General features: G+C 74.5%; 21 protein-coding genes. 12 read left to right on the top strand and 9 right to left on the bottom strand.

The genetic code is table 11. The features are described 5' to 3' along the window. Positions 1–46 precede the first annotated feature (46 nt). Together AC1UE4_RS15560 and AC1UE4_RS15555 are read left to right on the top strand one after the other, a co-directional pair. Entirely contained in the window at positions 47–346 is a 300-nt protein-coding gene (locus AC1UE4_RS15560) for a nickel-binding protein (RefSeq protein WP_482918149.1), read from the top strand. Beyond that, positions 346–858, top strand: coding sequence for a hypothetical protein (locus AC1UE4_RS15555; protein WP_482918148.1), 513 nt, complete (start codon positions 346–348; stop codon positions 856–858). The genes AC1UE4_RS15560 and AC1UE4_RS15555 overlap by 1 nt, the downstream gene beginning before the upstream one ends. On the opposite strand, the gene AC1UE4_RS15550 is transcribed toward AC1UE4_RS15555, so the two are convergent. Both AC1UE4_RS15550 and AC1UE4_RS15545 read right to left on the bottom strand, forming a co-directional pair. Next, positions 855–2201 carry a Vgb family protein gene (locus tag AC1UE4_RS15550; protein WP_482918147.1) on the bottom strand — a complete coding sequence of 449 codons (1347 nt, stop codon included), beginning with the start codon at positions 2199–2201 and terminating at the stop codon, positions 855–857. The genes AC1UE4_RS15555 and AC1UE4_RS15550 overlap by 4 nt on opposite strands. Before the next feature lie 28 nt (positions 2202–2229). Continuing rightward, a complete protein-coding gene (locus tag AC1UE4_RS15545) occupies positions 2230–3585 on the bottom strand; it encodes a wax ester/triacylglycerol synthase family O-acyltransferase (protein ID WP_482918146.1) in 1356 nt (451 codons plus the stop codon). A 172-nt stretch (positions 3586–3757) separates the two neighbouring features. On the opposite strand from AC1UE4_RS15545, the gene AC1UE4_RS15540 reads away from it, so the two are divergent. Continuing rightward, on the top strand, positions 3758–5830 hold the full coding sequence (locus AC1UE4_RS15540) for an MMPL family transporter (RefSeq protein ID WP_482918145.1): 2073 nt from the start codon (positions 3758–3760) through the stop codon (positions 5828–5830). Positions 5831–5868: 38 nt separating this feature from the next. Beyond that, positions 5869–8115 (top strand): AfsR/SARP family transcriptional regulator, encoded by a 2247-nt coding sequence (locus AC1UE4_RS15535; protein ID WP_482918144.1) that lies wholly within the window; start codon positions 5869–5871, stop codon positions 8113–8115. On the opposite strand, the gene AC1UE4_RS15530 is transcribed toward AC1UE4_RS15535, so the two are convergent. Beyond that, positions 8078–8440 carry a hypothetical protein gene (locus AC1UE4_RS15530; RefSeq protein ID WP_482918143.1) on the bottom strand — a complete coding sequence of 121 codons (363 nt, stop codon included), beginning with the start codon at positions 8438–8440 and terminating at the stop codon, positions 8078–8080. The two genes, AC1UE4_RS15535 and AC1UE4_RS15530, sit on opposite strands and share 38 nt — an antisense overlap. A gap of 73 nt (positions 8441–8513) precedes the next feature. On the opposite strand from AC1UE4_RS15530, the gene AC1UE4_RS15525 reads away from it, so the two are divergent. The 3 genes from AC1UE4_RS15525 to AC1UE4_RS15515 all read left to right on the top strand — a co-directional run bounded on the left by AC1UE4_RS15525 (position 8514) and on the right by AC1UE4_RS15515 (position 12271). After that, the gene (locus tag AC1UE4_RS15525) at positions 8514–10199 is read left to right on the top strand and encodes a GTPase family protein (protein WP_482918142.1); all 1686 of its coding nucleotides are present in this window, start codon (positions 8514–8516) and stop codon (positions 10197–10199) included. Next, on the top strand, positions 10196–11812 hold the full coding sequence (locus AC1UE4_RS15520) for a GTPase (RefSeq protein WP_482918141.1): 1617 nt from the start codon (positions 10196–10198) through the stop codon (positions 11810–11812). The genes AC1UE4_RS15525 and AC1UE4_RS15520 overlap by 4 nt, the downstream gene beginning before the upstream one ends. Positions 11813–11920: 108 nt before the next feature. Beyond that, positions 11921–12271, top strand: a complete 351-nt coding sequence (locus AC1UE4_RS15515) for a helix-turn-helix transcriptional regulator (protein ID WP_482918140.1) — start codon at positions 11921–11923, stop codon at positions 12269–12271. Positions 12272–12288: 17 nt separating this feature from the next. On the opposite strand, the gene AC1UE4_RS15510 is transcribed toward AC1UE4_RS15515, so the two are convergent. From AC1UE4_RS15510 to AC1UE4_RS15490, 5 genes are all read right to left on the bottom strand, one after another. Beyond that, entirely contained in the window at positions 12289–12804 is a 516-nt protein-coding gene (locus tag AC1UE4_RS15510; RefSeq protein WP_482918139.1) for a zinc-binding dehydrogenase, read from the bottom strand. A gap of 217 nt (positions 12805–13021) precedes the next feature. Beyond that, positions 13022–13342 (bottom strand): GlsB/YeaQ/YmgE family stress response membrane protein, encoded by a 321-nt coding sequence (locus AC1UE4_RS15505; RefSeq protein ID WP_482918138.1) that lies wholly within the window; start codon positions 13340–13342, stop codon positions 13022–13024. 3 nt (positions 13343–13345) lie between these two features. After that, complete coding sequence (locus AC1UE4_RS15500; protein ID WP_482918137.1) at positions 13346–13600, bottom strand: hypothetical protein; 255 nt, start codon at positions 13598–13600, stop codon at positions 13346–13348. 181 nt (positions 13601–13781) lie between these two features. Further along, a complete protein-coding gene (locus AC1UE4_RS15495; RefSeq protein WP_482918136.1) occupies positions 13782–16526 on the bottom strand; it encodes an ATP-binding protein in 2745 nt (914 codons plus the stop codon). Between the two features lie 111 nt (positions 16527–16637). Further along, the gene (locus tag AC1UE4_RS15490; RefSeq protein WP_482918135.1) at positions 16638–17837 is read right to left on the bottom strand and encodes an epoxide hydrolase family protein; all 1200 of its coding nucleotides are present in this window, start codon (positions 17835–17837) and stop codon (positions 16638–16640) included. A 162-nt stretch (positions 17838–17999) separates the two neighbouring features. Between AC1UE4_RS15490 and AC1UE4_RS15485 the strand changes: the two genes are divergently transcribed. The 5 genes from AC1UE4_RS15485 (at position 18000) to AC1UE4_RS15465 (ending at position 21955) form a co-directional block, all read left to right on the top strand. Then, positions 18000–18362 (top strand): YciI family protein, encoded by a 363-nt coding sequence (locus AC1UE4_RS15485; RefSeq protein WP_482918134.1) that lies wholly within the window; start codon positions 18000–18002, stop codon positions 18360–18362. Continuing rightward, a complete protein-coding gene (locus tag AC1UE4_RS15480) occupies positions 18359–19642 on the top strand; it encodes an RNA polymerase sigma factor (protein WP_482918133.1) in 1284 nt (427 codons plus the stop codon). Before AC1UE4_RS15485 ends, AC1UE4_RS15480 begins: the two co-directional genes overlap by 4 nt. A 4-nt stretch (positions 19643–19646) precedes the next feature. After that, a complete protein-coding gene (locus AC1UE4_RS15475) occupies positions 19647–20474 on the top strand; it encodes an alpha/beta fold hydrolase (protein WP_482918132.1) in 828 nt (275 codons plus the stop codon). A gap of 61 nt (positions 20475–20535) precedes the next feature. Then, positions 20536–21048: an LURP-one-related/scramblase family protein gene (locus AC1UE4_RS15470; RefSeq protein ID WP_482918131.1), complete on the top strand. Its 513-nt coding sequence runs from the start codon at positions 20536–20538 to the stop codon at positions 21046–21048. Between the two features lie 43 nt (positions 21049–21091). After that, a complete protein-coding gene (locus AC1UE4_RS15465; RefSeq protein WP_482918130.1) occupies positions 21092–21955 on the top strand; it encodes a hypothetical protein in 864 nt (287 codons plus the stop codon). Here the strand turns inward: AC1UE4_RS15465 and AC1UE4_RS15460 are convergent. Further along, positions 21952–24375, bottom strand: a complete 2424-nt coding sequence (locus tag AC1UE4_RS15460) for a beta strand repeat-containing protein (protein ID WP_482918129.1) — start codon at positions 24373–24375, stop codon at positions 21952–21954. The genes AC1UE4_RS15465 and AC1UE4_RS15460 overlap by 4 nt on opposite strands. Positions 24376–24405: the final 30 nt, after the last annotated feature.

The raw sequence follows: 24405 nt of genomic DNA, 5'->3' as shown, positions 1-24405 counted from the left end.
AGTCCCGCTGATGGCACCGCACCGGGCCGGACGTAGCGTCGCCGCCATGCAGCTCTACGCGATCATCCGCCGCAACGGCTTCACCTCGCTGGACGAGCTCCAGCGCGCGGCCGTCCGCTCCACCGAGGCCGGCGACGCGCCCGGCTCGGGCGTCCGCTGGATCCGCTCCTACGTCCTCTGGGAGGAGTCCGGCGAAGTCGGCACGCACTGCCTCTACGAGGCCGAGAGCCCCGAGGCGATCCGCCGCCACGCGGCGGCCGCCGTGCTCCCCGTCGACGAGATCGTGCCGGTCGTCGACACGGTCGTCGTCCGCCCCGACCCGGTCGCCCTGGCCGTCGCCGCGTGATGTCCGCGCGCCGTCTTGCCATCGCCGCCGCCGTAGCCGCGCTGCTTGCGGGCAGCGCCGTCGCGACCGCCTCCGCCGGCTCGCCGTCGGTCGACGCCGCACGTGCCGCCACCGCCCGCTTCCACAACGGGCATCCCGGCTACGGCCTGCTCACCGACGCCGCCGGCATCGCGTGCATCGACAAAGCCGGCGAAGGCGGGATGGGCATCCACTTCGTCAACGGCGGACTCGTCGCCGACGGCCAGGTGAACGCCCTGACGCCGGAGCTCGTCGTCTACGAGCCGGAGCCCAACGGCCGGCTGCGCCTCGTCGCCGCCGAGTACGTCGTCTTCCAGGACGCCTGGGACGCCGCGCACGACGCGCCGCCGGAGCTGTTCGGCCACGAGTTCGAGCTCGTCGAGGCCGGCAACCGGTACGGCCTCCCGCCGTTCTACGAGCTGCACGCCTGGCTGTGGAAGCACAACCCCGCGGGCATGTTCGCGGACTACAACCCGCGGGTGACCTGCCCCTAGCGCACCCGCAGCGTGAAGCTCCGCGAAGCCGTCTGGCCGTCCCGCGTCGCGGTGACGGTCAGGCGGTAGCGGCCCTTCGCCGCGCGGCGCCCGGCGAGCCGCCCGTTCCAGGTCAGGGTCCGCACGCCGGGCCTCACGGATCTCCGCGAGACGACGCGCGCCTTCGCCCCCGCGGCGATCCGGCGGACCGACAGCCGCACGTTGGCGGCGTCGGTGATGACGAAGCGGACGCGCGCGGTGCGGCCGCGCCTGACGCTCTTCGGCGGGTTGAACACGACGAACCCGATGCGGCTCGTTCCCGCCGGGCCGGTCGCGCCCGCCGGTCCCGTGGGACCCGCCGGACCCGTCGCGCCGGCAGGTCCGGTGGCGCCGGCCGGGCCGGCCGGGCCGGGGATCTGGAAGGTCGACTTCGCCTGCGCCGTCGTGATCCGCCCGATCGTGTCGTACGACGGCATGGTGACCCACACGCCGCCCGCGTCGGCCGCGATGCCGAGCGGGGCGCCGGGCAGGATCTGCGCGCGCAGGACGACGCCGCCCGCGGTGCCGAGGCGGCCGATCTCGTCGCTGCCCTCCATCGTGAAGTGCAGGAGGCCCTCCGGGCCGACGACGATGTCCATCGGGCCCTTCGGGCCGACGCCGGCGATGGCGAACTCGTTCGTGATGACGCCCGCGGTCGTGATGAAGCCGATCTCGTCCGAGCCCGACTCCGTGAAGAAGAGGGTCCCGATGCCGGCGGCGGACGTGATGCCCGTCGGCCAGCTGCCGACGCCGGGCACGACGAACTCGGTCAGCGCGCCCGCCGGCGTGATGCGCCCGATCCGGTCCCCGCGGCGCTCGGTGAACCACACGTTGCCGTCGGCGGCGGGTCCGTTCGTGATCCCCCAGGGCTCGCGGTCGGCGGGCAGCGGGAACTCCGTCAGCGTGCCGGCGGTGGTGATCGCGCCGATCTGGCTGGAGCCGAGCTGGGTGAACCAGAGCCGGCCGTCCGGTCCGGTGGCGATGTCCCACGGCGTGCTGCCGGCGCCCGGGACCGCGAAGCTCGTCACCGCGCCGTCCGTGGTGATGCGGCCGATCCGGTCCACGGCCGGCTGCGTGAACCACAGCGCGCCGTCGGGGCCGGTCGTGATGTTGAGCGGGTTCGAGCTCGCGGGCAGCGGGAACTCGGTGATCGTCCCGTCCGCCGCGATCCGGCCGATGCGGTTGCCCGCGGTCTCGGCGAACCACATCGCCCCGTCCGGTCCGGCGGTGATCCCGCGCGGGTCGGCGGGCGCAGCCGCCTGCGTGGTTCCGGTCAGCGCGAGCGTCCCGAGCGCGGCGGCCAGGAGCGCTGTCGTCGCCCTCATGAGACGACACTACCGGCGCCGCGGCCGGCTATGCGAGCAGCGCGTCGAGCTCGGCGTCCAGGTGGTCGGCGAAGCGGTCGGCGTCCGGCAGCGTGCGGCGGTCGGCGTACAGGCCGAAGCAGGCGCGGTCGGCGACGCTCATCATCCCGATCGACAGCGCGTGGGCGTCGGCGAGCGGGACGATCGGGTACGCGGACTCCAGCCTGCAGCCGCGGAGGTAGAGCGGCACCGCCGGGCCGGGCACGTTCGACACGACGAGGTTCGAGACGTGCGGGCTGGCGAGCACCTGCGCGACCGCGTTCTGGAGGAAGCGCGGCAGCACGCCCGCGGCGTCGACCGCCGCCTTCGCGCCCTCGGAATCGCCCTCGTCCTTGTGCCGGCGCATCTGCGTCGCGACGTCGTCGAGCCGCGCCGCCCGGTCCGGCTCGTCGCAGGGCAGGCCGACGAAGACGAACGAGATGCGGTTGCCGAGGCCGCCCGCGCCATCGTCGCGCACGTTGACCGGCACCATCGCCTTCAGCGGCGCCGGCTGCTCGCCGCGCTCGAGCAGGAACGCGCGCAGCGCGCCCGCCACCGCGGCCAGCAGGACGTCGTTGATCGTCACCTCGTGACGGCGCTTGGCCCGGCGCAGGTCGTCCAGCGGCCGGTCGACGGCGGCGAGGTGGCGGTACGGCGAGGACGGGCGGTTGAGCAGCGGGTGCGGCGGCGTCGGGCGCAGCGCTCCGGTCAGCGCGCGCAGCGCGCGCTCGAGCTCCACGGCCGCGCCGGCGACGCGCCTGCCGTCGAGCAGGAGGCCCGCGCCCTTGCGTGCCAGGCGGACCGGCTCGGCGACGCGGTCGCGCACCGCTCCGGCGAGCACGCCGAGCGACGACGGCGGGCCGGCCGGCGCCGCGTCGCCGGCGGGCGGCCGCTCGTCGCCCTCCGGCGAGGCGTCGAGCAGCATCGACGTCAGCTCGACCGCGGCGATGCCGTCGACCATGCAGTGGTGCGCCTTGCCCACCATCGCCATCCGCCCGCCGTCGAGATGGGCCACCCACATCTCCCACAGCGGCCGGTCGCGGCGAAGCGGCTCCGACATCACGGCGTCGACGAGCTCGTCCACCGGCACGTCGGGCGCGGGAAGCACATGGCGCGCGACGTCGAAGTCCGGGTCGTCGATCCACACGGGGTTGTGGACGTCGAGCGGTACGCCCGCCAGGCGTTGCCGGTACCGGGGCGCCGCGCCGATGCGCCCGCCGATGTGCTCGCGCAGGTCCTCGAACGAGGGAGGTGCGCCGCCGTCCCGGGGCGCGGCGAAGTACGCCTTCCACCCGACGTGCATGTGCGCGGTCGGGCGCTCCACGGCGAGGAACGACGCGTCGAGGGTCGAGAGCCGATCGGTCATCGAACCACCTCCTGACGGGCGACTTGGTGGGTCGCGAGCAGTCTGTCCCATCGCGTCCGCTGTGCGAAGGCGCAGAGCGGCGGAAGTACGCAAATTGCGGCATCGCTCCCCGTGCGAAGCGCTTTTACCGGCGTCCTACCGGCATGCAACTGCGCCGCGGTGGACTCGCGGCATGCCGCTTCGCACCCCCATCTCCGTTCCCTCGCGGAACCGTCTCGGCCGCCTCGGCGGCTGGGCCGCCGATCACCGGCGCGCGATCGTCGTCGCCTGGTGCGCCGTCGTCGTGTGCCTCGGCACGCTCGCTCCGTTCGCCGACCGAGCGCTGTCCGGCGCCGGGTGGGAGGCGACGGGGTCCGAGTCGGTCGCCGCGCGGCACGCGCTCGGCGAGCGCGGCAGCTACGCGCTGTCAGCGGTCGTCGCCGGGGACCCGGCCGCGGTCCGCTCCGCCGTGCCGCGCGTCGAGGAGGTGCTGAGCGCCGATCCCGCCGTCGCCGGCGTCGAGGCGCGCGGCGAGCGGACGGTCGTGGTCACCGGGCTCGCGGGCGGCGACGCGAACGAGATGGTCGACGCGGCCGGACGGCTCTCCGATCGCCTGGGGCGGCTGTCGGCCCCCGGCGTCACGGTCCGCCTCACCGGGCCCGCGGCGATGTGGGCGGACTTCAACGAGTCGAACAAGGCGGCGATGCTGCGGTCCGAGATGCTGTCGTGGCCGTTGACGCTCGGCCTGCTGCTGCTCGCGTTCGGGACGCTCGTCGCCGCCGGGCTGCCGGTGCTGCTCACAATGGCGGGGCTGATGGGCGCCGGCGGGCTGCTGTTCGTCGCCGGGCAGTTGGCGGACGTCTCGATCTGGGCGATGAACTTCGCGATGATGTTCGCGATCGCGCTCGGGATCGACTACGCGCTGTTCATCGTGGTGCGGTTCCGTGCGGCGCTCTCGGCCGGCCTCGATCCGCGCGAGGCGACGGTGGCGACGATGGCGACCGCCGGCAAGGCGGTCCTGGTGAGCGGCCTGACCGTGCTGGCCGCGCTGCTCGCGCTGACGCTCGTGCCGGTGCCGGCGTTCCGCACGGTCCCCTCCGGGATCGGGCTCGCGGTGGTCATGGTCCTGGCCGCGACGCTGACGCTGCTGCCCGCGGTGCTGTCGCGGCTCGGGCACCGGATCAACGGCGGCCGCCTGCGGATGCGCGGCGCGATCGAGCATCGGAGCGAGCGGTTCGCCGCGTGGGGCCACCGCATCTGGGCGCATCCGCTGCGCTGCGGTCTAGTCGCCGGGGCGATCCTGCTCCTCCTCGCCGTCCCGGCGCTCGGGCTGAAGACGGGGATGCCGGCCGCCGAGCAGCTGCCGGCGGGCGCCGACGCCCGCGAGGGGCAGGCGCTGCTCGAGCGCGGCTTCGGCCCCGGCGCCTCCGATGCGCTGCAGGTGGTCACCGACGAGCGGGACGCCGTCCGCGCCCGCGCGGTCCTGGCCGCCGATCCCGGCATCGCCGCGGTGAGCACCGCGGAACCCTTCGGCCGCAGCGAAGTGCTTCTCACCGCGACGCCCGGCGAGGACGACCTCGGCGCGACGATCGACCGTCTGCGCGCGGAGCTCCCGAGCCGCGCGCTCGTCGGCGGGCCGGCGGCGGAGACGCACGACCTCGAACGGGCGCTCCTCGCGCGGCTGCCCGTCGTGGTCGGCGTGGCGCTCGGACTCGGGTTCCTCCTGCTGCTCGTGCTCCTGCGTGCGCCGCTTGCTGCGGCGGCGGCCGTCGCGATGAGCGTGCTCGCCACCGCGGCCGCGTTCGGCGTCGCGCGGCTCGTGTTCCAGGAGGGAGCGATCGACGGGCTGCTCGGCTGGCACGCGCAGGGGTTCGTCGACGCGTGGGCGCCGATCTTCTTCTTCGCGCTCATCTTCGCGCTGGCGATGGACTACACGGTGTTCCTGCTCTCGTCGGTCAAGGAGGTCCACGACCGCACCCGCGACGAGCGCCACGCGCTGGTCGAGGGGCTGACCGGCACCGGCCGGGTGATCAACGCGGCGGCCGCGGTGATGGTCGTCGTGTTCCTGACCTTCGCGCTGTCGGGGCCGATCGCGCCACGCGAGATGGGCGTGATCCTCGCCGTCGCGGTGCTGCTCGACGCGACGCTGATCCGGCTGCTCCTCCAGCCCGTCGCGCTGCGCCTCCTCGGAGCGCGGGCGTGGTGGATGCCGCGCTGGCTCGACCGGCTGCTGCCCGACGTCGGGCTGTCGCACGGGCGCGCGTAGATGGGGTGCCCGGGCGGCTGGTAGCGTCGCTCGGGCGCATGGAGTTCCGCCTGCTCGGCCCGCTCGAGGTGCTCGACGAGGACGGCCCGATCGGCCTCGGCGGTCTCAAGCAGCGCGCCCTCCTGGCCCGGCTGCTCGTGTCGCCGAACCGCAGCGTCGCGGTCGACCGGCTCGTCGAGGACCTGTGGGGCGAGGACGCTCCCGACTCGGCCGCGAAGATGGTGCAGATCCTCGTCTCGCAGCTACGCAAGCGGCTGCCGGCCGGGCTGCTCGTCACGCGTCCGCCCGGCTATCTCGCCGAGGCCGACGAGGACGCGATCGACGTCTGCCGCTTCGACCGGCTGCGGCGGCTGGGGCGGGCGGCGCTCGAGGCGGGCGAGGCGGACACCGCGGCGTCGCAGCTGCGCGAGGCGCTCGCGCTGTGGCGCGGCGACGCGCTCGGCGAGTTCGACGAGCCGTTCGCGGTCGTCGAGCGCCGCCGCCTGGAGGAGCTGCGCCTCACCTGCCTCGAGGACCGCATCGAAGCGGACCTGCTGCGCGGCCGGCACACCGAGCTGGTGGGCGAGCTCGCCGGCGAGGTCGCGCGCCTCCCGCTGCGCGAGCGGCTGCACCGCCAGTCGATGCTCGCGCTCTACCGGTCCGGGCGGCACGCCGACGCGCTCGCCGTCTACCAGGCGTTCCGCCGCCGGCTCGACGACGACCTCGGGCTCGAGCCGTCCGCCGAGATGCGCGAGCTCGAGAGCCGGGTCCTCCGGCAGGACCCGTCGCTCGAGCGGCCTCCCGCCGCCGGCCACGACCATGACGGCGTCGCCGGCTCCGGCCTCTCCGCCGGGCCCCACCCGGACCTCGCCGCCGGCTTCGAGGCCCTCGGCCGCGGCGCGTGGGACGACGCGCGCAATGCCTTCTCGCTCGCCCTCGATGCGGGCGAGAGCGCGGAGGCGCTCGAAGGGTTCGCGCAGGCGACGCGCTTCCTCGGCGAGGGCGACGCGAGCCTCGACGCGCGGGCGCGCGCGTTCCGCGCCTACCGCGCGCGCGGCGACGCCCGCTCGGCGGCGCGCGCAGCGGCGTGGCTGGCGTACGACACGGTCGTGTTCCGCGGCGACGACGCGGTGGCGCAGGGGTGGTTCGCGCACGCCCACCGGCTGCTGCGCGACGACGACGACGCGGTCGAGCACGGCTGGCTCGCGTTCCTCGAGGGCGAGGTCGTGCTCGTCGCGTACGGCGACACCGCCGGGGCGGCGGAGCACGCGGCGCGCGCGCTCGAGATCGGCCGGCGCCACGGCGTGATGGACCTCGAGATGCTCGCGCTCTCGCTCATCGGGCTCGCGCGCGTGGCGGCCGGCGAGATCCGCGAGGGCATGCGCGACCTCGACCAGGCGACGGCCGCCGCGGCGGCCGGCGAGCTGTCCGGCCTGCCGTTCGCGGGCGCGATCTGCTGCCACATGATCTACGCGTGCGAGCGCGTTCACGACGTCGAGCGCGCGGCGCAGTGGTGCGAGACGCTGAGCGGCCTCGGCGAGCTGGCGAGCGTGCCGCAGCTCTTCGGCTTCTGCCGCTCTCACTACGCGTCGGTGCTGATCCGGCGCGGCCAGTGGACCGACGCCGAGGCCGAGCTGCAGCTCGCCGCGCAGGCCTTCGAGCGCGGCGCCCCCGCGCTGGTCTTCGAGGGGATCATCCGGCTCGCCGAGCTGCGCCGCCGCCAGGGCCGGCTCGACGAGGCCACCGAGCTGTGCGAGCGGATCGCCTGGCACTCCGCCGCCCTGCTCTGCCTCGCCGAGATCGCGCTCGACCGCGGCGATCCCGCGGCCGCCCGCTCGCTCGCCGCGCGCCACCTGCGCGCGCTGCCGCCCGGCGAGCGCCTCGGCCGCGCGTCCGGCCTCGAGCTCGAGACGCGCATCCACCTCGCCCTCGGCGACGTCGCCGCCGCCGAGACCGCGGTGCAGGAGCTCGAGGACCTCGCGAACACCGCCGGCACCGCGCAGCTGCGCGCCGCCCTGCGGTTCTCCCGCGGCCTCGTCGCCCGCGCCCGCGGGGAGACGGACTCCGCGCGCTGGAACGTCGAGGACGCGGTCGACCTCTGGAGCCGGATGCGCGCGCCGTACGAGCTCGCGCGCGGCCACCTCACGCTCGCCGAGCTCGCGCTCGAGGCCGGCGCGCCCGACGAGGCCGAACGCGAGGTGGGCCGCGCCCGCGCCGCCCTCGAAGGCCTCGTCGCGCCGGCCGAGCTCGACCGCGCGACGGCGCTGTTCAGCGGAACGGCACGTCCCAGAACAGCGTCAGCGTGAGATCCGGGAACGCCTGGTGGCGCCCGCGCATGACGGCGGCGACCTTCCGGTTCCGCCGCGCGACGACCCGCCACGATCCGGTGCCGGCCATCTGCCCGAGCCGGGCCCGCCCCGACCGGACTCGGGCGCAGTGCCGCAGATCCGACAGCGTGGGCCGGCTCTTCCGCGTGACGCAGATGTCGAACCCCGCCGCCGACGGATCCCGCTCGCCCTCCTTCGTCACGACGACGCTGAGCTTCATCGGCTTCGTCGCCGCCGGCGCTGCCGTGGGGCCGAGCATCGAGGCGGCGAGCAGCGTGGCGAGCGGCAGGAGGCGGCGCGGCATGGCGCGCCACGGTACTGGCGGCCCGATCCGAGCGCGTCGACTGACGCCGCCCGTGCCGGGGAAGACCGGTCCCGTGGCGGGCACCGCTGACATCGTCTCCGCCGTCGCGGCGCTCACGGCCCTGAGGGACGAGCTGGTCACGCTCGACCTCGCGCTGACCACGCCCGGCGCGGCGGAGGGGCGGGCGATGCGCGACGAGGTCGCCGGCCAGGTCGACGACTACCTCCTGCCGCGGCTGCGCAACGTCGACGCTCCTCTGCTCATGGTCGTCGGCGGTTCGACCGGCGCCGGCAAGTCGACCCTCGTCAACAGCCTCGTGGGGCACGAGGTGAGCAGCGCCGGCGTCCTGCGCCCCACGACGCGCGCACCGGTGCTCGCGTGCCATCCCGGCGACGTGCGCTGGTTCGAGGACGACCGCGTGCTCCCCGGCCTGGCGCGGACGACGGGCGGTCCCGCCGGGCCCGGCGGCCTCCAGCTCGTTCCCACCGACCGCGTGCCTCCGGGCGTCGCGCTGCTCGACGCACCGGACATCGACTCGGTCGTCGAGGCCAACCGCTCGCTGGCGCGCAAGCTGCTCGCCGCCGCCGACGCCTGGCTGTTCGTGACCACGGCCGCCCGGTACGCCGACGCCGTGCCGTGGGACCTCCTGCACGCGGCCCGCGATCGCGGCACGTCGCTGTCGCTCGTCCTCGACCGGGTGCCGCCGGATGCGGTCGGCGAGATAGAGCCGCACCTGCACGCGATGCTCGCCGAGCGCGGGCTCGGCGACACGCGCGTGCTCGTCGTCCGCGAGACCACGCTCGCGGACGGCCTGCTCCCGGCGGCGGATCTCGAGCCGGTGCGGGCGTTCCTCGACGGGCTCGCGGCCGATGCGCGGTCGCGCGCGGAGGTCGTCCGCCGCACGCTCACCGGCTCGCTCGACAGCCTCGAACGGCGCGTCGGCGTCGTCCGCGACGCGGTCGCCGAGCAGGAGGCAGCGGGCCACGCGCTCGCCGCGGCAGTCGACGGGTCGTACCACCACGCGCAGGAGGAGGTGGGCGAAGCGGTCAGGAACGGCTCCCTGCTGCGCGGCGAGGTCCTCGCCCGCTGGCACGACGTCGTGGGCACGGGCGACCTGATGCGGTCGATCGAGTCGCGCGTCGGCCGCGCGCGCGACCGGCTGAGGGAACTGCTGACCGGCGTGCCGCGCGCGGACGCCGAGCTGCGGACGGCGGTGGAGAACGGCGTCGAGGCGCTCGTGCATGCCGAGGCCGACCGCGCCGCCGAGCGCATCGCCCGCGCCTGGCGCGCGGAGCCCGCCGGACGCGCGCTGCTCGAGGACGTCGACCGCGCCGATCGCGCGTCCGCGGCGCTCGAGGCCGAGGTCGCCGACCTCGCGCGCGCCTGGCAGGGCGACGTCTTCGAGCTCGTGCGCGCCGAGGCGGCGGGCAAGCGCACCACCGCGCGGCTGGCGTCCCTCGGCGTCAACGGCGCGGGCCTGGCCGTCATGATCGCCGTCTTCGCCAGCACGGGCGGGCTGACCGGCGCGGAGCTCGTCGTCGCCGGCGGCACGTCCGCCGTCAGCCAGCGGCTCCTCGAGGCGATCTTCGGGGACCAGGCGATCCGGACGCTCGCCGCCCGTGCGCGGGAGAACCTGCTCGACCGCGTCGCGCGGCTCTACGACCACGAGGCCGAGCGCTACCGCGGGCCGCTGGAGCGCCAGCTGCCGCCCGCCGGAAGCGCCGACCGGCTCGCCGCCGCGACGCAGGCGCTGCGATGAGCATCACGCTGCGCCGCCGCGGCGGGACGTCCGCGGAAGGTCTCGACCGGCGCCTGGAGGCGCTGCGCGAGGCCGCGCAGCTGGCTCGGGGGCGCGCCGCCGACGAGGCGGTCGACGCCGCCGACGCGGTGATCGCGCGCGCGGGCGCGCGTCTCGGGCTCGGCGTCGAGGCGACGGTCGTCGCGCTCGCGGGCCCGACGGGCGCCGGCAAGTCGACGCTCTTCAACGCACTCGCCGGCGAGGACGTCGTGACCGCCGGCCGGCGCCGCCCCACGACGTCGACCTCGACCGCCGCGGTCTGGGGCACCACGCCCGATGCGCTGCTCGACTGGCTCGAGGTGCCGCGGCGCCACAGCGCCGGCTCAGCGGATGGCGCGCCGCTCGTGCTCCTCGACCTGCCCGACTTCGACTCGGTCGAACGGGCGAACCGCGCCGAGGTGGAGCGCGTCATCGCGCTCGCCGATCTCCTCGTCTGGGTCGTCGACCCGCAGAAGTACGCCGATGCCGCGTGGCATGAGCGGTACCTGCGGCGGCTGACCGGCCACGCCGGCGTCATGGAGGTCGTCCTCAACCAGGTCGACACGCTGGGCGCCGAGGGCTCACGCCGGTTGACCGACGACCTGGCGCGGATGCTCCGGGCCGACGGCCTCGACGACGTCCCGGTGCACGCGGTGTCCGCGCTGACCGGCGAGGGCCTCGACGGGCTGCGCACGGCGATCGAGCGCCGCGCCGCCGCGCGGACCGCGGCGGTCGAGCGTCTTGCCGCCGACGTCGGCGCGGCCGCGGAGGCGCTGGGCAGCTCGTGCGGCGCGAGCGGGCGCGCGCGGGGCGTTCAACCGGCCGACCGCACACGCCTGGTGAGGGCGCTCGGCGAGGCGTGCGGCGTCCCGGCGGTCGTCGACGCCGTCGATCGTGCCCACCGGCGCCGCGGCGCGCTCGCCACGGGATGGCCGGCCGGACGATGGGTGCGCCGCCTGCGGCCCGATCCGCTGCGCCGCCTGCGGCTTGACCAGCCGTCGCCGGAGGGCGCGGCCGCGCGGCCGTCGATCCCCGCGCCGACGGCGGTCCAGCGCGCGGGCGTCACCACGGCGACGCGCGCGCTCGCCGACGCGGCTTCGGACGGGCTGCCGCACCCGTGGCCGCAGACCGTCCGCGACGCGGCGACGCGCGAGGAGGATCGCGCGGTCGAGGAGCTCACCGCGAGCCTCGGCGAGGTCGACCTCGGCACGGGCGCGCCGCGCTGGTGGCCGGTCGCCGGGGCGCTGCAGCGGGCGCTGCTCGCCGTAACGCTCATCGGGGTCGTCTGGCTCCTCGCGCTCGCCGCGCTCGGCTGGCTGCGGGTCGAGGACTTCGTCCCGACGCCCGACCTCGAGGGCGTCGCCGTGCCGACGCTGCTCGCGGTCGGCGGCACGCTCGCCTCGCTGCTCGTCGCGTTCATCGCCCGTCTGCTCAACGGCGCCGGAGCGCGCCGCCGAGCCCGCACCGCTCGACGCCGGCTCGACGCCCGCGTCGCCGAGGTGGCCGAGGCCCGCGTCGTCGAGCCGGTCACGACCGAGCTCGACGCGCGCGAGCGCCTCTGCGCGGCGATCGCCGCCGCGCGGGAGCGCTCCTGACCACTGCGAGGGGCCGAGGCTCACGGCCAACCCCATAGGGAGGTTGCCTGCATCGCTTCTCCCTCGCCGGGTAACTGGGCTTCAGGGATGGAACATCGAGCCTCCACGTTGAGCCACCGGCGCACCCTCCTGCGCGAAGCGCAGGCGATCATCGACGCCGAGTACGCCATGCCCCTCGCGCTCGATGACATCGCCCATCAGATCGCCACCTCGCGCCGGCAGCTCCAGCGGTGCTTCGCGGAGCTGGCGGGGACGTCGTTCCGCACGTACGTCCGCCGCGTGCGCATGACGCGCGCCGCCGAGCTCCTCCTCGAGAGCGACCTGCCGGTGGCCACGGTCGCCAGGCGCGTCGGCTACGAGGAGGCCGGCCAGTTCGCGAAGGCGTTCCGGAGCGAGTTCGGCGTGGTGCCGAGCGAGTACCGCGCGAAGGTCCCGACGCAGCGCCTCGTCCCGGCCTGAACCCGCCGCACCGGCTTCTACGGCACGAGCACGAGCTTCCCCTTGTCCGCCGAGCTCTCCAGCAGCTCGTGCGCGTGGCGTACCTCGGACAGCGGCAGGCGCTCCGCGACGACCGGATGGATCTTGCCCTGGCGGAGCAGCTCGAGCAGCGCGCTGAAGTCCTCCCTGAACCACTCGGGGTTGCGCGGGCCGCCGCCCACCGGAAGCGGTCGGCCGAAGCCGCTGACGGGCAGCACCTGGTGGCCCTCGCGCAGCTTCTGGACCCGGTAGGCCAGCAGCTGCCGCCGGGGCGGCACCAGGCTCCACAGCGCGACCGCGGCGGTCGTCGCGTACCACTCGATCCATCCGCGCCAGCTCTTCCGGCCGTTCGCGACCGTGCCCGAATGGCCGTACAGGACGAGCCTGCCGCCGGGCCGAAGCGCGCGGAAGGAGCGGATCGACAGCGGCCCGCCGAACCCGTCGAGCACGACGTCGACGCCTTCGCCGGCGGTCATCTCGCGCACGCGCGCCACGAAGTCCTCGGTGGGACACACCGGCCGCGAGAACGCGGACGAGCACTTCCCCGGGGCCCGGTCGCGGCTCCTCGTCCTCCACGACCTTGAGGACCTCGGGTCCGCCGTAGTGGTCGACGACGACGCGCTTCATCTGATCGCCCCCCTCGGGCTCGGTGACCCACCGAGGATCCCGCCGTGGCCTGCGCGGGCATCGGGGGTTCCGTGCCTACCGAGGGGGGCTGACTACGGAGCTGCGCTAGAGACCGAAGCCGCGCCGGCGCCCGCCGTAGCGGGCGCGTGGATCGCGGTGGCCGTAGCCGTGCCCGGCGCGCTCGCGCGAGCGGCGGATGAGCCACACGAACAGCGTCGCGACGGCGACCGACAGCACGAGCCCGCCGCGCGGGCGGCCGTCGAACAGCGCCATCGCGATCAGGCCGGCGACGAACGAGCCGGCGACGCCGACGAGCATCGTCTGGAAGAGGCTCATCGGGTCGCGGCCGGGCAGCGCGAGGCGCGCGAGCGCACCGACCACGAGGCCGGTGATCGCGAGCAGGATCAGGTAGGTGATCAGACCCACGTGCTACCGGCCGCGGTCGTCGTCGGCGTCATACGGATCGCGGCTCCCCGACTTGGCGAGCCCGCGGCTGATCATGTAGCCGACGGTGAGGATGGTCGCGTACAGCCAGACCTGACGAGCGCCGTAGCCGCCGGCGTCGGAGGAGTCGACGACCTGGCCGGCGATGAGGATGCCGACGAGGACCGCGAGGTACGCGAAGAACTCGGTGGTCTTGAACGCGGCCTTGGTCTCAGTACTGAGACGGCGGTGCTGCCGCACGCCGCGACCAGCGGTGACGGGGTCGTGGCCCCGGGTGGTTCCTGTGGTTCCTGCAGCCATGGGACAGGCTCCTTCTGAGGTAGAGGTGCTGTGACCGAGATCCCCACATCGGGCGGGAGAGCAACCCGCGAACTGACCGAACGTCAGTTGGCAACCTCGCTCGGGGGAAGGTCCGCGGCGCTCACGCCGGCGCGAGCTCGGATGCGGAGCCCGGCAGCGCGTCGGACAGCTCGTGCCGGGACCGGATCCCGAGCTTGGCGAAGACCTTGCGCAGGTGCCACTCGATCGTGCGCGGGCTGAGGAACAGCTGCGCTCCGATCTCCGGGTTCGACAGCCCGTCGCGGGCGAGCCGCGCGATCTGCCGCTCCTGCGGCGTCAGGTCGTCGCGCGTCTCCGCCGTTCGCTTGCGGACCCGCTCCCCGGTGGCGAGCAGCTCGACCCGCGCGCGCTCGGCGAAGGCCTCCATCCCGATCTCGTTCAGCATGTCGTGCGCGGTCCGCAGCTGCTTGCGCGCATCGACGCGGCGGTGTTCTCGGCGCAGCCACTCGCCGTAGAGCAGATGCGCCCGTGCGAGGTTCGGCCGCAGCCGCGTGCGCCTCAGGCGGTCGATGGCCTCGCGGTACGAACGCTCCGCGGCTTCGCCCTCGCTCACCAGCGCGCGCGCATGGGCGTGGATCCCGCGCGCCCAGTGGGCATCCGTGGCCTTCGTCTGCTCGCCGAGCCGCGCGACCGCGTTGCGCGCCTGCTCGGCGTTGCCGGTCCGGGCAGCCGCCTCGACCAGCTCGCCGAGCGCCCAAGACGCGATGAAGATCTGCGGGAGCTGCGCGCTGGCCTCGGCGGCCGCCTCCAAGGCCTCCTCGTAGCGACCGAGGCCGTTCATGAGGACGGACTTCGCCCAGTGCGCGTACTGGACCGCGGTTCCCTGGCCGGCCGCGGCGGCTCCCTCGATGACCGCGTCGATCAGCTCCGCGGCCTCGGTCTCGCGGCCGCGGAGCCCGACGAGCGAGATCGCGGCGTACGGGCCGATGCGGCTGCCGGTCGCCTCCTTGACCGCCTCGACCTCGGCCACCATCAGCGCGCCGAACTCGAAGTCGCCGCCCCACACGGCGGCCTGCCCGCACACGTTGTTCGCCACGGCGAGCACCTCGAGCGCGCCGTGGTCACGCGCGAGCCGGACCGCCCGCGCGGGGATCTCGAGGCCGTTGTCGTAGTCCCACAGCCAGATCGCCGCCCGGGCCGCGATCCAGCCCCACCGGAGCACCTCCTCCGCCGACGCCTCGCCCGTCGCGAACGCGGCGATCGCGCGCTGCAGCACCGGCGTCGCCGCACGCACGCCGTCGGTGAAGATCAGCGCCAGGCCGTCGAGCAGCAGGTCGCGCGGCAGCGCGCCGTCCGGCGCAGCGGGAGCGGCGGCCGCTGCGCGGCAGACGTCGAGCAGGTGGCCGCCGGGATCGGCGAGGTGGCCCGCGAACAGCGCCGCGCCCCAGGCATCGAGGTACGTGTTGCGTGAGAGGCGCACGTCGAGCGGCTCGAGCCGCGTCGCGGCTCGGAGGAGCAGCAGCGGGGCGTCGCCCCCGCGGCGCTGTGCGAAGACGATCTCGGCCCGGAGCAGATCGATGCGCGCTCGCCCGAGCTCGTCGAGCGGCCCGGCCGCGGCGATGCCCAGCAGCCGGCGCGAAGCGTCGAACGCTCCCGCGCCCAGGCTCGCCCGGGCGGCCGTCAACGCACGGTCGGCGCGCCGCGCGGGGTCGCTCGTCAACGCGACCGCACGCTGCAGGAACGCGGCGGCGGCGGCCTGGCCGCCGCGCGCCTCCGCGCGGCCGGCCGAGAGCTCGAGCTCGCGCGCCACGTCCTCGTCGGGCCCGGCGGCCGCCGCGGCCAGATGCCAGGCGCGGCGATCCGGGTCGACGTCCACGTCCGTCGCCTGCGCCAGCGCGAGGTGGGCCGCCCGCCGCTCCGGCTGGCTGGCGGAGCGGTACACGGCCGAGCGCGCGAGCGGATGGCGGAACGTCACGGTCTCCTGCACGGCGAGCAGCCCGTCGGTCGCATGGACCGCGGAGAGCGCGATCCCGAGCCGGTCGCACGCGCGCTGCAGCACAAGCGGATCGCCCACCGGCTCGGAGGAGGCGACCAGCAGCAGGCGTCGCGCCTCCTCGGGGAGCGCCTCGAGCCGCCGGGCGTAGCTGTCCTCGATCCGCTTCGAGAGGTCGTGCGCTTCCGGCATCCCGAACCCGCCGGCCAGCTCGGTCGGCGTCAGCCCGCGCGGCAGCTCCACCAGCGCGAGCGGGTTCCCGCGCGTCTCGGCGATGAACCGGTCACGGACTCGCTCGTCCAGCGGGAACCGGACGGCCGAGCTCAGCAGCGCGCGAGCGTCGCCGTTGACCAGCCCGCGCACCTCGAGCGCCGGGATGTGCCGCAGCTCCTCGCCATGGTCGCGCGCCGCGAACACGAGCCCCACCGGTTCGGCCAGCAGCCGGCGAGCGACGAACGCGAGCGTGAGCGCCGAGGTCCGGTCGAGCCACTGCGCGTCGTCCACGACGCACAGCAGGGGACGGTGCTCGGCCACCTCGGAGACGAGGCTGAGCACGGCCAGGCCGACGAGGAAGCGGTCCGGCGCAGGTCCCGCGCTCAAGCCGAAGACGATGCGAAGGGCGTCGCGCTGCGGAGCCGGGATGTCCCCGAGCCGCCCGAGCAGCGGCCCGCAGAGCTGATACAGGCTCGCGTAGGCGAGCTCCATCTCCGACTTGACGCCGGTGGCCCGCACGACCCGCATGTCGTCGGCGGCCTCGACGAGATGCCCGAGCAGCGCCGTCTTCCCGATGCCGGCCTCGCCCCGCACGACCAGCGATCTGCTCTCGCCGCGGCGGACGTCCGCGATCAGGCCGTCGAGCGCGGCGCACTCGTCTCTTCGACCGAGCAGGCTCATGCCCGCGCCGGTCCGGAACGCCGGCGCCCGGCCGGGGCCGGCGAGCGCGAGGGCATGGCGGCAAGCCTCCCACGCTCGCCCCCCGATTCCTAGTGGCCGGCGGCGACGCGTTCAGCGCAGCGAGCGGAAGGCGGCGCGAAGCTCGGTGGCGAACAGCTCGGGCTCCTCCCAGGCGGCGAAGTGGCCGCCGCGGTCGACCTCGTTGAAGTACGCGAGGCCGGGGTAGACGGTCTCGGCCCAGCTGCGCGGGGCGGCCCAGATCTCGCCGGGGAACGTCGTGAAGGCGACCGGGACCCTCACCGGCGGAGGCGCCTGGCCCGAGGCGGCCACTTCGGCCAGGAACCGCCCGAACTCCCAGTACCACCCCGCCGCCGAGGCGCCGGTGCCCGTCAGCCAGTACAGCGTGATGTTGTCGAGGAGCGTGTTTCGCGTGAGGTTGCCGACAGGGGCGTCCTCGACGAACGCGCGCGAGATCTTGTAGTAGCTGTCGGTGTCGTGGTCGAGCAGCCAGGCCGCGAGCCCGACGGGCGAGTCGACCAGCGAGTAGCCGATCGTCTGCGGGCGGGTCGACTGCTCGAGGAAGTAGCCGAAGCCGTCGGTCATGAACGTGGTGAGCGCCTCGAGCGCCTTGCGTTCCTCATCGGTGTTCGCCGGCAGGGCGTCCTTGATGCCGAGCGCTCCGGCGAGCAGGCTGACGTGGATGCCGGCCAGTTCCTCCGGTCCCTGGCGGCCCATGGCGTCCGTGACCGAGGCGCCGATGTCGCCGCCCTGGGCGACGTACCGCCTGTAGCCGAGGCGGCGCATCAGCTCCGCCCACGCGAGCGCGATGCGGCCGGACTCCCAGCCGAGCTCGGACGGCTCGCCCGAGAAGCCGTAGCCGGGCAACGAGGGCAGGACGAGGTGGAACGCGTCGTCGGCCGTGCCGCCGTGCGCCGTCGGATCGGTCAGCGGGCCGATGGAGTCGAGCAGCTCGATGACCGAGCCGGGCCAGCCGTGGGTCATGATCAGCGGCAGCGCGTTCTCGTGCCGCGACCTGACGTGGATGAAGTGGATCTCGACGCCGTCGATCTCGGTCCGGAACTGCGGCAGCGCGTTCAGCCGCGCCTCGCACGCCCGCCAGTCGTACTCGGTCGTCCAGCACCCGGCGAGCGCCTGCAGCGTCGCCAGCTGCACGCCCCGCGAGCGATCCCCGACGATCTCGCGGGACGGCCAGCGCGCGGACGAGACGCGGCGGCGCAGATCGTCGAGCTCCTCCTCCGGCATCTCGACCCGGAACGGACGGATCGCTGTGGCTTGGGCGGTGACGGACATGCGCGCCTCCTCGGTTGCTGACGTCCCGAAGCCTCATCCGCACGCCGTCGCCTCGCGCCCGTGGGTCCCCAGTCGGGCCACTGGTCGTACGGAGCTGCTGTAGAAGGCGGCGGTCATCATCCGACGTGTGGATGAAGACGATCCACAGAAGGAGCGATCCACATGCGGTACATGGTGTTCGTGAAGATGCGCGAGGACGTCGGGCCCGCCCCGGAGGCGCTGCAGCGAGCGATGGGCGAGGAGATGGGCGCCGCGTTCGCGGCCGGGTCGATGATCGACGCCGGCGGCTTGGGCGGTTCGGCGCAGGCGACCGAGATCCGGCTGTCGGGTGGCGAGGTGATCACCACCAACGGCCCGTGGACCGAGGCGGTCGAGGTCGCCGGCGGGTACTCGATCCTGGAGGCGCGCTCCCACGAGGAGGCCGTCGAGGGCGCGCGGCGCGTCATCGAGCTCCACAAGGAGCACTGGCCCGGCTGGGAGGGCTCGGTCGAGGTGCGCCCGATCTCCGGTGGTCCGGACGGTTGACGGCCGACGCGCAGGCGGCCGTCACCGCCGCCTGGCGCCATGAGTCGCCGCGCCTGATCGCGGCGCTGACGCGAGTGACCGGCGACGTCGGGCTCGCGGAGGACCTCGCGCAGGATGCTCTCGTCGCGGCACTGAGCCAGTGGCCGCGCGAGGGCATCCCCTCCAACCCCGCGGCGTGGCTGATGACGGTCGCCAAGCGGCGCGCGATCGACCGGTTCCGCCGCGACGCCGTCGCGCGCCGCGAGGCGGAGTCCATGGCCGCCGATCTGCGGGAGGACACGCGCGAGGCCGATCTGACCGGCGCCGTCGACTACATCGAGGACGACGTGCTCCGGCTCATGTTCCTCACGTGCCATCCGGCGCTCAGCCCCGAGTCACGGGCGGCGCTCACGCTCCGCCTCGTGGGCGGCCTGACGACGACCGAGATCGCGAACGGGTTCCTCGTGCGCGAGAAGACGATGGGCCAGCGGATCTCGCGCGCGAAGGCGACGCTGGGGCAGGCGGGCGCCACGTTCGAGGTGCCTCAGGGCGAGGAGCGCGAGGCGCGGCTGGCCGACGTGATGGCCGTGATCTACCTGATCTTCAACGAGGGGTACGCGGCCACCTCCGGCGACAACTGGATGCGCCCTGAGTTGTGCCTGGAGGCGCTGCGACTCGCGCGGCTGCTGGCGACGCTCATGCCGGACGAGCCGGAGGTGCACGGCCTGCAGGCGCTGCTCGAGATCCAGGCCTCACGCATGCGCGCGCGGCGCAGCGACGATGGCGAAGCGGTCCTGATCGAGCAGCAGGACCGGCGCCGCTGGGACTGGCTGCTGGTCCGGCGCGGACTCGCGGCGCTCGACCGTGCGGAGGCGACCGGCCGCGCCGTCGGGCCCTACGTGCTGCAGGCCGCGATCGCCGCGTGCCACGCACGCGCGCGGCGGGCGGAGGACACCGACTGGGTCCGCATCGCGGAGCTCTACGACGTCATCGCGGAGGCCTACCCGAGCCCGGTGGTGGAGGTGAACCGCGCGGTCGCCCACGGCCGCGCCCACGGGCCCGAGGCGGGGCTGCGGATCCTGGACGCGGTCGCGGGCGACGCGGCGCTGGCCGGCACGTCGTTGCCGGGCGCGGTCCGTGGCGACCTCCTCCTGGCCGCGGGAGACCGGGCCGGCGCCGCCGCCGCCTTCGACGAAGCGGCGGCGCTGTCGCGCAACGAGGCGGAGCGCCGGCTGCTGCTGCGCCGCGCGGCGGAGATCTCGCAGGACGATGTAGAAGAAGACGATGGCCGCCCGACGTAGGGACATGAGCACCCTGACTTCACCCACCACCACCGGGACCCAATTCGCGACGTCGGCCGACGGCACGCGGATCGCGTACGAGGCCCGCGGGACCGGCCCCGCGCTCGTCATCGTCGAAGGCGCGCTGTGCCATCGCACGATGGGCGTGTCGGCAGGACTCGCCGACGCGCTGGAAGATCGCTTCACAGTGTTCGCCTACGACCGCCGGGGTCGAGGCGAGAGCGGCGCCGGCGCGACCCCCTGGTCGCTCGAGCGCGAGATCGAGGACCTCGAGGCGGTCATCGACGCCGCCGGCGGACGCGCGCACGCGTTCGGCGCCTCGTCCGGCGGCGCGCTGTGCCTCGAGGCGGCGCAGCGCGGTGTCGCCATCGACCGCCTCGCGGTGTACGAGGCGCCGTTCATCGTCGACGGCACGCACGCGCCCAACCCCATCGACCTCCCGCAGCGCCTCGCCGGCTTGGTCGAGCGCGGCCGGCGCGGCGAGGCGGTCAGGACCTTCATGCGCATCGTGGGCGTTCCGGCCCCCTTCATCGGGCTGATGCACGTGATGCCGGCGTGGAAGAAGATGACCGCCGTCGCGCACACGCTGCCGTACGACCTCTCGCTCGTGGTCGGTCGCCAGCAGGGCGAGCCGCTGCCGCCCGGGTGCTACGACGACGTCGAGCAGGACACGCTCGTCATCGCGGGCGGGAAGAGCCCGGAGTACATGCGCAACGCACAGGCGGCGATCGCCGCGGCGGTCCCCAACGGCACGCTCGAGACGCTCGCCGGGCAGACGCACATGGTCAAGGCGAAGGCCACCGCGCCCGCGCTCGCCGAGTTCCTCGCCTGAGCGGAGGAAGACGGGTGCGTGCACCCTCGCGCGCCGGGGCCGCCGCGAGGAGGATCGGGGCATGGGCCTTCTGCGCAGACACGACGACCTCGGCGGCACCAAGTACCAGATGCACGAGAGGCTGTTCTCCATCGGCGACGACTTCTGGATCGAGACCGACGACGGCCGGCGGGCGTTCAAGGTCAACGGCAAGGCGCTCCGCCTTCGCAGCACCTTCGTGATGGAGGGCCCGTCGGGCGAGGAGCTCTTCAAGATCCAGGAGAAGAAGCTCCGGATCCGCGACACCATGCAGGTGGAGCGCGACGGGGACACGAAGGCGACGGTCCGCAAGGCGCTCGTGAGCCCGCTGCGCCAGCGCTTCGCGATCGAGACCGCCGACGGCGGCGAGCTGAGCGCCAAGGGCAACATCGTCGACCACGAGTACGAGATCGAGCGCGACGGCCGGAAGATCGCCGAGGTCTCCAAGCGCTGGTTCCGCCTGCGCGACACGTACGGGATCGAGATCGCGCCCGGAGAGGACGACGCGCTCATCCTCGCCACCGCGGTCTGCATCGACGAGATGGCGCACGACTGAACCCTCTCCCGCGCCGGAGCCGGCTCAGGTATGTTCGGCGATCGTGAGACCGGTCACGAAGTCGTTGCCTTTCGTCGTGCTGCTGGCCGCCTTCGCGGCACCGAGCCCCGCCGGGGCGTCGGTCACCATCGGGCACGTGCTCGGGACGGGGACGCCCGGCGAGCTGTCGTGCTCCCCGACCTGCACGCTTCGCCAGGCGAGCCTCGCGCCGGAGGACGGGCTCTCCACCGACGGCCTGACCTCGCCGGTCAACGGCGTGGTCACGAGCTTCGGCATTGGCGTCGTGGCCGAGAACCAGAGCGGCGACCTGACCATCCGGCTGCGTGTGCTGCGCGGCCGCACGGGCGTGTCGAGCTCGCAGCCGACGACGCTCAGGGACGCGGACGGCATCCAGACCTTCCCGGCGCAGATGCCGATCGCCATCGGCGACGGCATCGGCCTCGACACGATCCCGTCCACGCCCAAGGTCAGCATCGGCATCGGCCGGGGGACGGCGGCGTTGAACTCGGTGATCGAGCTGTTCAGCCCGCCGCTCATCGACGGCGGAGCCGAGCAGTCGCCGCAGGCGACCACCGGCGGCGTCCTCGACATGAACGCCGTCATCGAGCCGACGAGCACCTTCACCTTCGGCAAGGTGGTCCTCGACAGGAAGAAGGGAACCGCGACGCTGCCGGTGACCGTCCCGAACCCCGGCTCGCTGGCCGTCGGGGGCACGGGCGTCCGCGCGGCGACCACGGCCGTCGCCGCGCCGGCCGTCGTCAAGCTGACGATCCGGGCGAGCGGCGCCAGTCAGCGGAAGCTCAAGAGGACCGGCAAGGCGACGATCTCGGCGAAGGTCACGTTCACGCCGAAGGGCGGCGCCGCCCGGACGCAGTCGAAGCGCGTGACGCTGAGGAAGAAGCGCTAGGGGCGCTTCTTCTTAGGGCGCTTCACCGTGATCTTCGGCTTGTAGGTCTTCGCGACCCCGCTCGTCAGGTTCTTCACGCTGACGGTCGGCCGGAAGGAGACCTTCTTCTTGCGGCGCAGCGCCTTGGCGAGCCGTCGTTGCGTCGACGCGGGCAACCGCAGCTCGAACGTGGTCGTCCGGCCCGCCCGAACCGTCTTCGTCACGGTCTTCAGCTTCCGCTTCGCGTCCTTGGCGCCGACCCGCACCCGGGCGGCCGCCGTCGTCTTGTTCGAGAGCCGCACGCGCAGCCTCGTTCCGGCGACGCTGAAGCGCGGCTTGCTCAGCCCGAACACCGGCGGTGGCGGTGGCGGTGGCTGCGGAGCCGAGACGCGCACCGGAGCCGACAGCTCCGAGGTGCCGTCGTCCGTCGTCGCGGTCGCCACGAGCGAGTCCCCCACGGCGGCGGCCAGCGGGAACGTGAACGCCGCGTTCCCGGCGCCGTCCGTCGTCACGGTGGTGTCGCCGAGGAGGGCGTAGGTCTCCCGCCCGTCGGCGGACGCCGAGAACAGCTGGACGCGCACCGGCGTCGAGGCCTTGGTGGCGACCGTGCCGTCGACGCCGTTGGCCCGCGCCGCGGTCAGGACCGGGGCGTTCTGGAGGCCGTTCGGCCCTGCGTCCGCGTCGCCCGGGTCGTTGGCGGTCTGGGCGGGAGGCAGGAGGTCGATGCCGACGCTCGCCGGCGTGCCGCGCAGCAGGTTGCCGAGCAGCCGGGTGCCGAGCTGGTCCGCTCCCTCGACGCGGATGCTCGGGAAGAGACCGCCGTCGATGAGGTTCGCGTCCCCCGGAGCGTCGCCGCCGATGACGCCGCCCTTGCCGGTGTCGAGCCACACGCCGCCGTAGAAGCCGTTGGGCCGCGACTCGGCGCCATCCGCCGTCCGGCCGATCACGTTGCCCGCGACGACCGCGCCGACCGTGCCGCGCAGCAGGACCCCGGTGTCGCCGTTGCCCGAGATGACGTTCGCGCCGGCCGGCGTCCCGTTGCCGACGCGAAGGCCGTCCGCCGCTCGATCCAGGACGATCCCTTGCACGTTGCCGACGACGGTGCGGCCGTCCGGCGCGAGGCCGACGAGGTTGCCTTCGATGCGCGTGCCCGGGCCCGCGGCGTAGATGCCCTCCCCGTTGCCGCTCACGACGTTGCGGGCGCCGCCGGCGGTGCCGCCGATGACGGGACCAGCCGAGTTGGCGTCGATGCCGATGCCGATCTCGTTGCGCAGCGGTCCGCCGCCGTCGGCGCGGAGGCCGACGACGTTGCCCTGGATCACCGTCCCGGTCCCGCCGGATTCGGTCCCGATCCCCGTGTTCGCGAAGCCGCCGACGAGGTTGCCGCTGCCCGGCGTCGTTCCGCCGATGGTCGTGTCGACGGCCTTGAGGACGCAGATCCCGCTGAAGCCGGCGGGCGTGAGCGCGGCGAGGCCCGACGCCGTCGTGCCGACGCGGTTGCCGGCGATGACCGTCCGGGTGGAGGGGAGGTCGCCGTCGTACTGCACGGCCACGCCGCAGTGGCCCGCCCCCGGCGCGGCGGCGATGACGTTGCCCTCGCCGGCCCCGGCGCCGCCGACCGTCGCATCGACCGTGCCGAGGAGGTTGACGCCCTGGAAGCCGTTCGGGACCGCGGTCGCGCCGGCCGCGTCCGTGCCGATGCGGTTGCCCCTGATGACGGCGCCCGTCCCTCGCGTGAGCTTGATGCCGTTCTCCGTGTTCCCGGACACGACGTTGTCCTGGATCACGGCGCCGGCGGCGTTCGTCAGCGCGAGGCCGCTCTGCCCCGAGCCGGTGATCGTGTTCCCCCGGATGACCGTTCCCGCGGCGGGGTCGGCGGCGGCGATGGCGGTGGCGCCGGTGCCGGCGAAGACGTTCCCGTCGCCGGCGGCCGGACCACCAACCACGAGCTTCGCGCCCCCGATCGCACCCAGCCCGTTCGAGGTGTTGCCGTCCGTGGTGCCGGTGCGGCTGCGGCCGATCCACGAGCCGCGCAGGGCGAGCTCGCTGTTCGCCAGCGCGAAGACGCCGTTCGTGCAGTGGGTGATGCTGAGTCCCGTGATCACGACGCCGGTCTGGCCGGCGGCGGCCTGCAGCCCGGTCCCCGGTCCGGCGAAGGCGCAGTGCAGCTCGACGTCCGGCACGCCGTCCGTCCGGGTCCCGGTCACCGTGGTGTCCGTGGCCAACACGGGCAGCTGCGCGGACGTGATGTTGATCGTCCCCCGGCCACCCGGCCCGAACGCGATCTCGTCGGGACCGCCGGCCTGGGCGGCGATGATCGCCTGACGAAGCGACCCCGCACCGTCGTCGGCGGTCGTCGTCACGGTGTAGGTCGCAGCGGACGCGCCGGCGGGAGCGGTCAGGGCGACGAGCACCGCCGCGACGACGGACATCCGTGTCATCCGGCGCAACGCTACCGCCGGTGGCTCACG

Source organism: Parviterribacter kavangonensis (assembly GCF_056863335.1).
The sequence above is the reverse complement of the archived record's forward strand: the minus strand, read 5'-3'. Positions and strand labels throughout refer to the sequence as shown.

Coding starts and splice junctions, on each gene's coding strand:
- AC1UE4_RS15490 (WP_482918135.1), bottom strand. CDS start 17,837: ATGTCCGTCACCGCCCAAGCCACAGCGATCCGTCCGTTCCGGGTCGAG.
- AC1UE4_RS15475 (WP_482918132.1), top strand. CDS start 19,647: ATGAGCACCCTGACTTCACCCACCACCACCGGGACCCAATTCGCGACG.
- AC1UE4_RS15545 (WP_482918146.1), bottom strand. CDS start 3,585: ATGACCGATCGGCTCTCGACCCTCGACGCGTCGTTCCTCGCCGTGGAG.
- AC1UE4_RS15495 (WP_482918136.1), bottom strand. CDS start 16,526: ATGAGCCTGCTCGGTCGAAGAGACGAGTGCGCCGCGCTCGACGGCCTG.
- AC1UE4_RS15560 (WP_482918149.1), top strand. CDS start 47: ATGCAGCTCTACGCGATCATCCGCCGCAACGGCTTCACCTCGCTGGAC.
- AC1UE4_RS15555 (WP_482918148.1), top strand. CDS start 346: ATGTCCGCGCGCCGTCTTGCCATCGCCGCCGCCGTAGCCGCGCTGCTT.
- AC1UE4_RS15550 (WP_482918147.1), bottom strand. CDS start 2,201: ATGAGGGCGACGACAGCGCTCCTGGCCGCCGCGCTCGGGACGCTCGCG.
- AC1UE4_RS15470 (WP_482918131.1), top strand. CDS start 20,536: ATGGGCCTTCTGCGCAGACACGACGACCTCGGCGGCACCAAGTACCAG.
- AC1UE4_RS15535 (WP_482918144.1), top strand. CDS start 5,869: ATGGAGTTCCGCCTGCTCGGCCCGCTCGAGGTGCTCGACGAGGACGGC.
- AC1UE4_RS15485 (WP_482918134.1), top strand. CDS start 18,000: ATGCGGTACATGGTGTTCGTGAAGATGCGCGAGGACGTCGGGCCCGCC.
- AC1UE4_RS15540 (WP_482918145.1), top strand. CDS start 3,758: ATGCCGCTTCGCACCCCCATCTCCGTTCCCTCGCGGAACCGTCTCGGC.
- AC1UE4_RS15530 (WP_482918143.1), bottom strand. CDS start 8,440: ATGCCGCGCCGCCTCCTGCCGCTCGCCACGCTGCTCGCCGCCTCGATG.
- AC1UE4_RS15520 (WP_482918141.1), top strand. CDS start 10,196: ATGAGCATCACGCTGCGCCGCCGCGGCGGGACGTCCGCGGAAGGTCTC.
- AC1UE4_RS15460 (WP_482918129.1), bottom strand. CDS start 24,375: ATGACACGGATGTCCGTCGTCGCGGCGGTGCTCGTCGCCCTGACCGCT.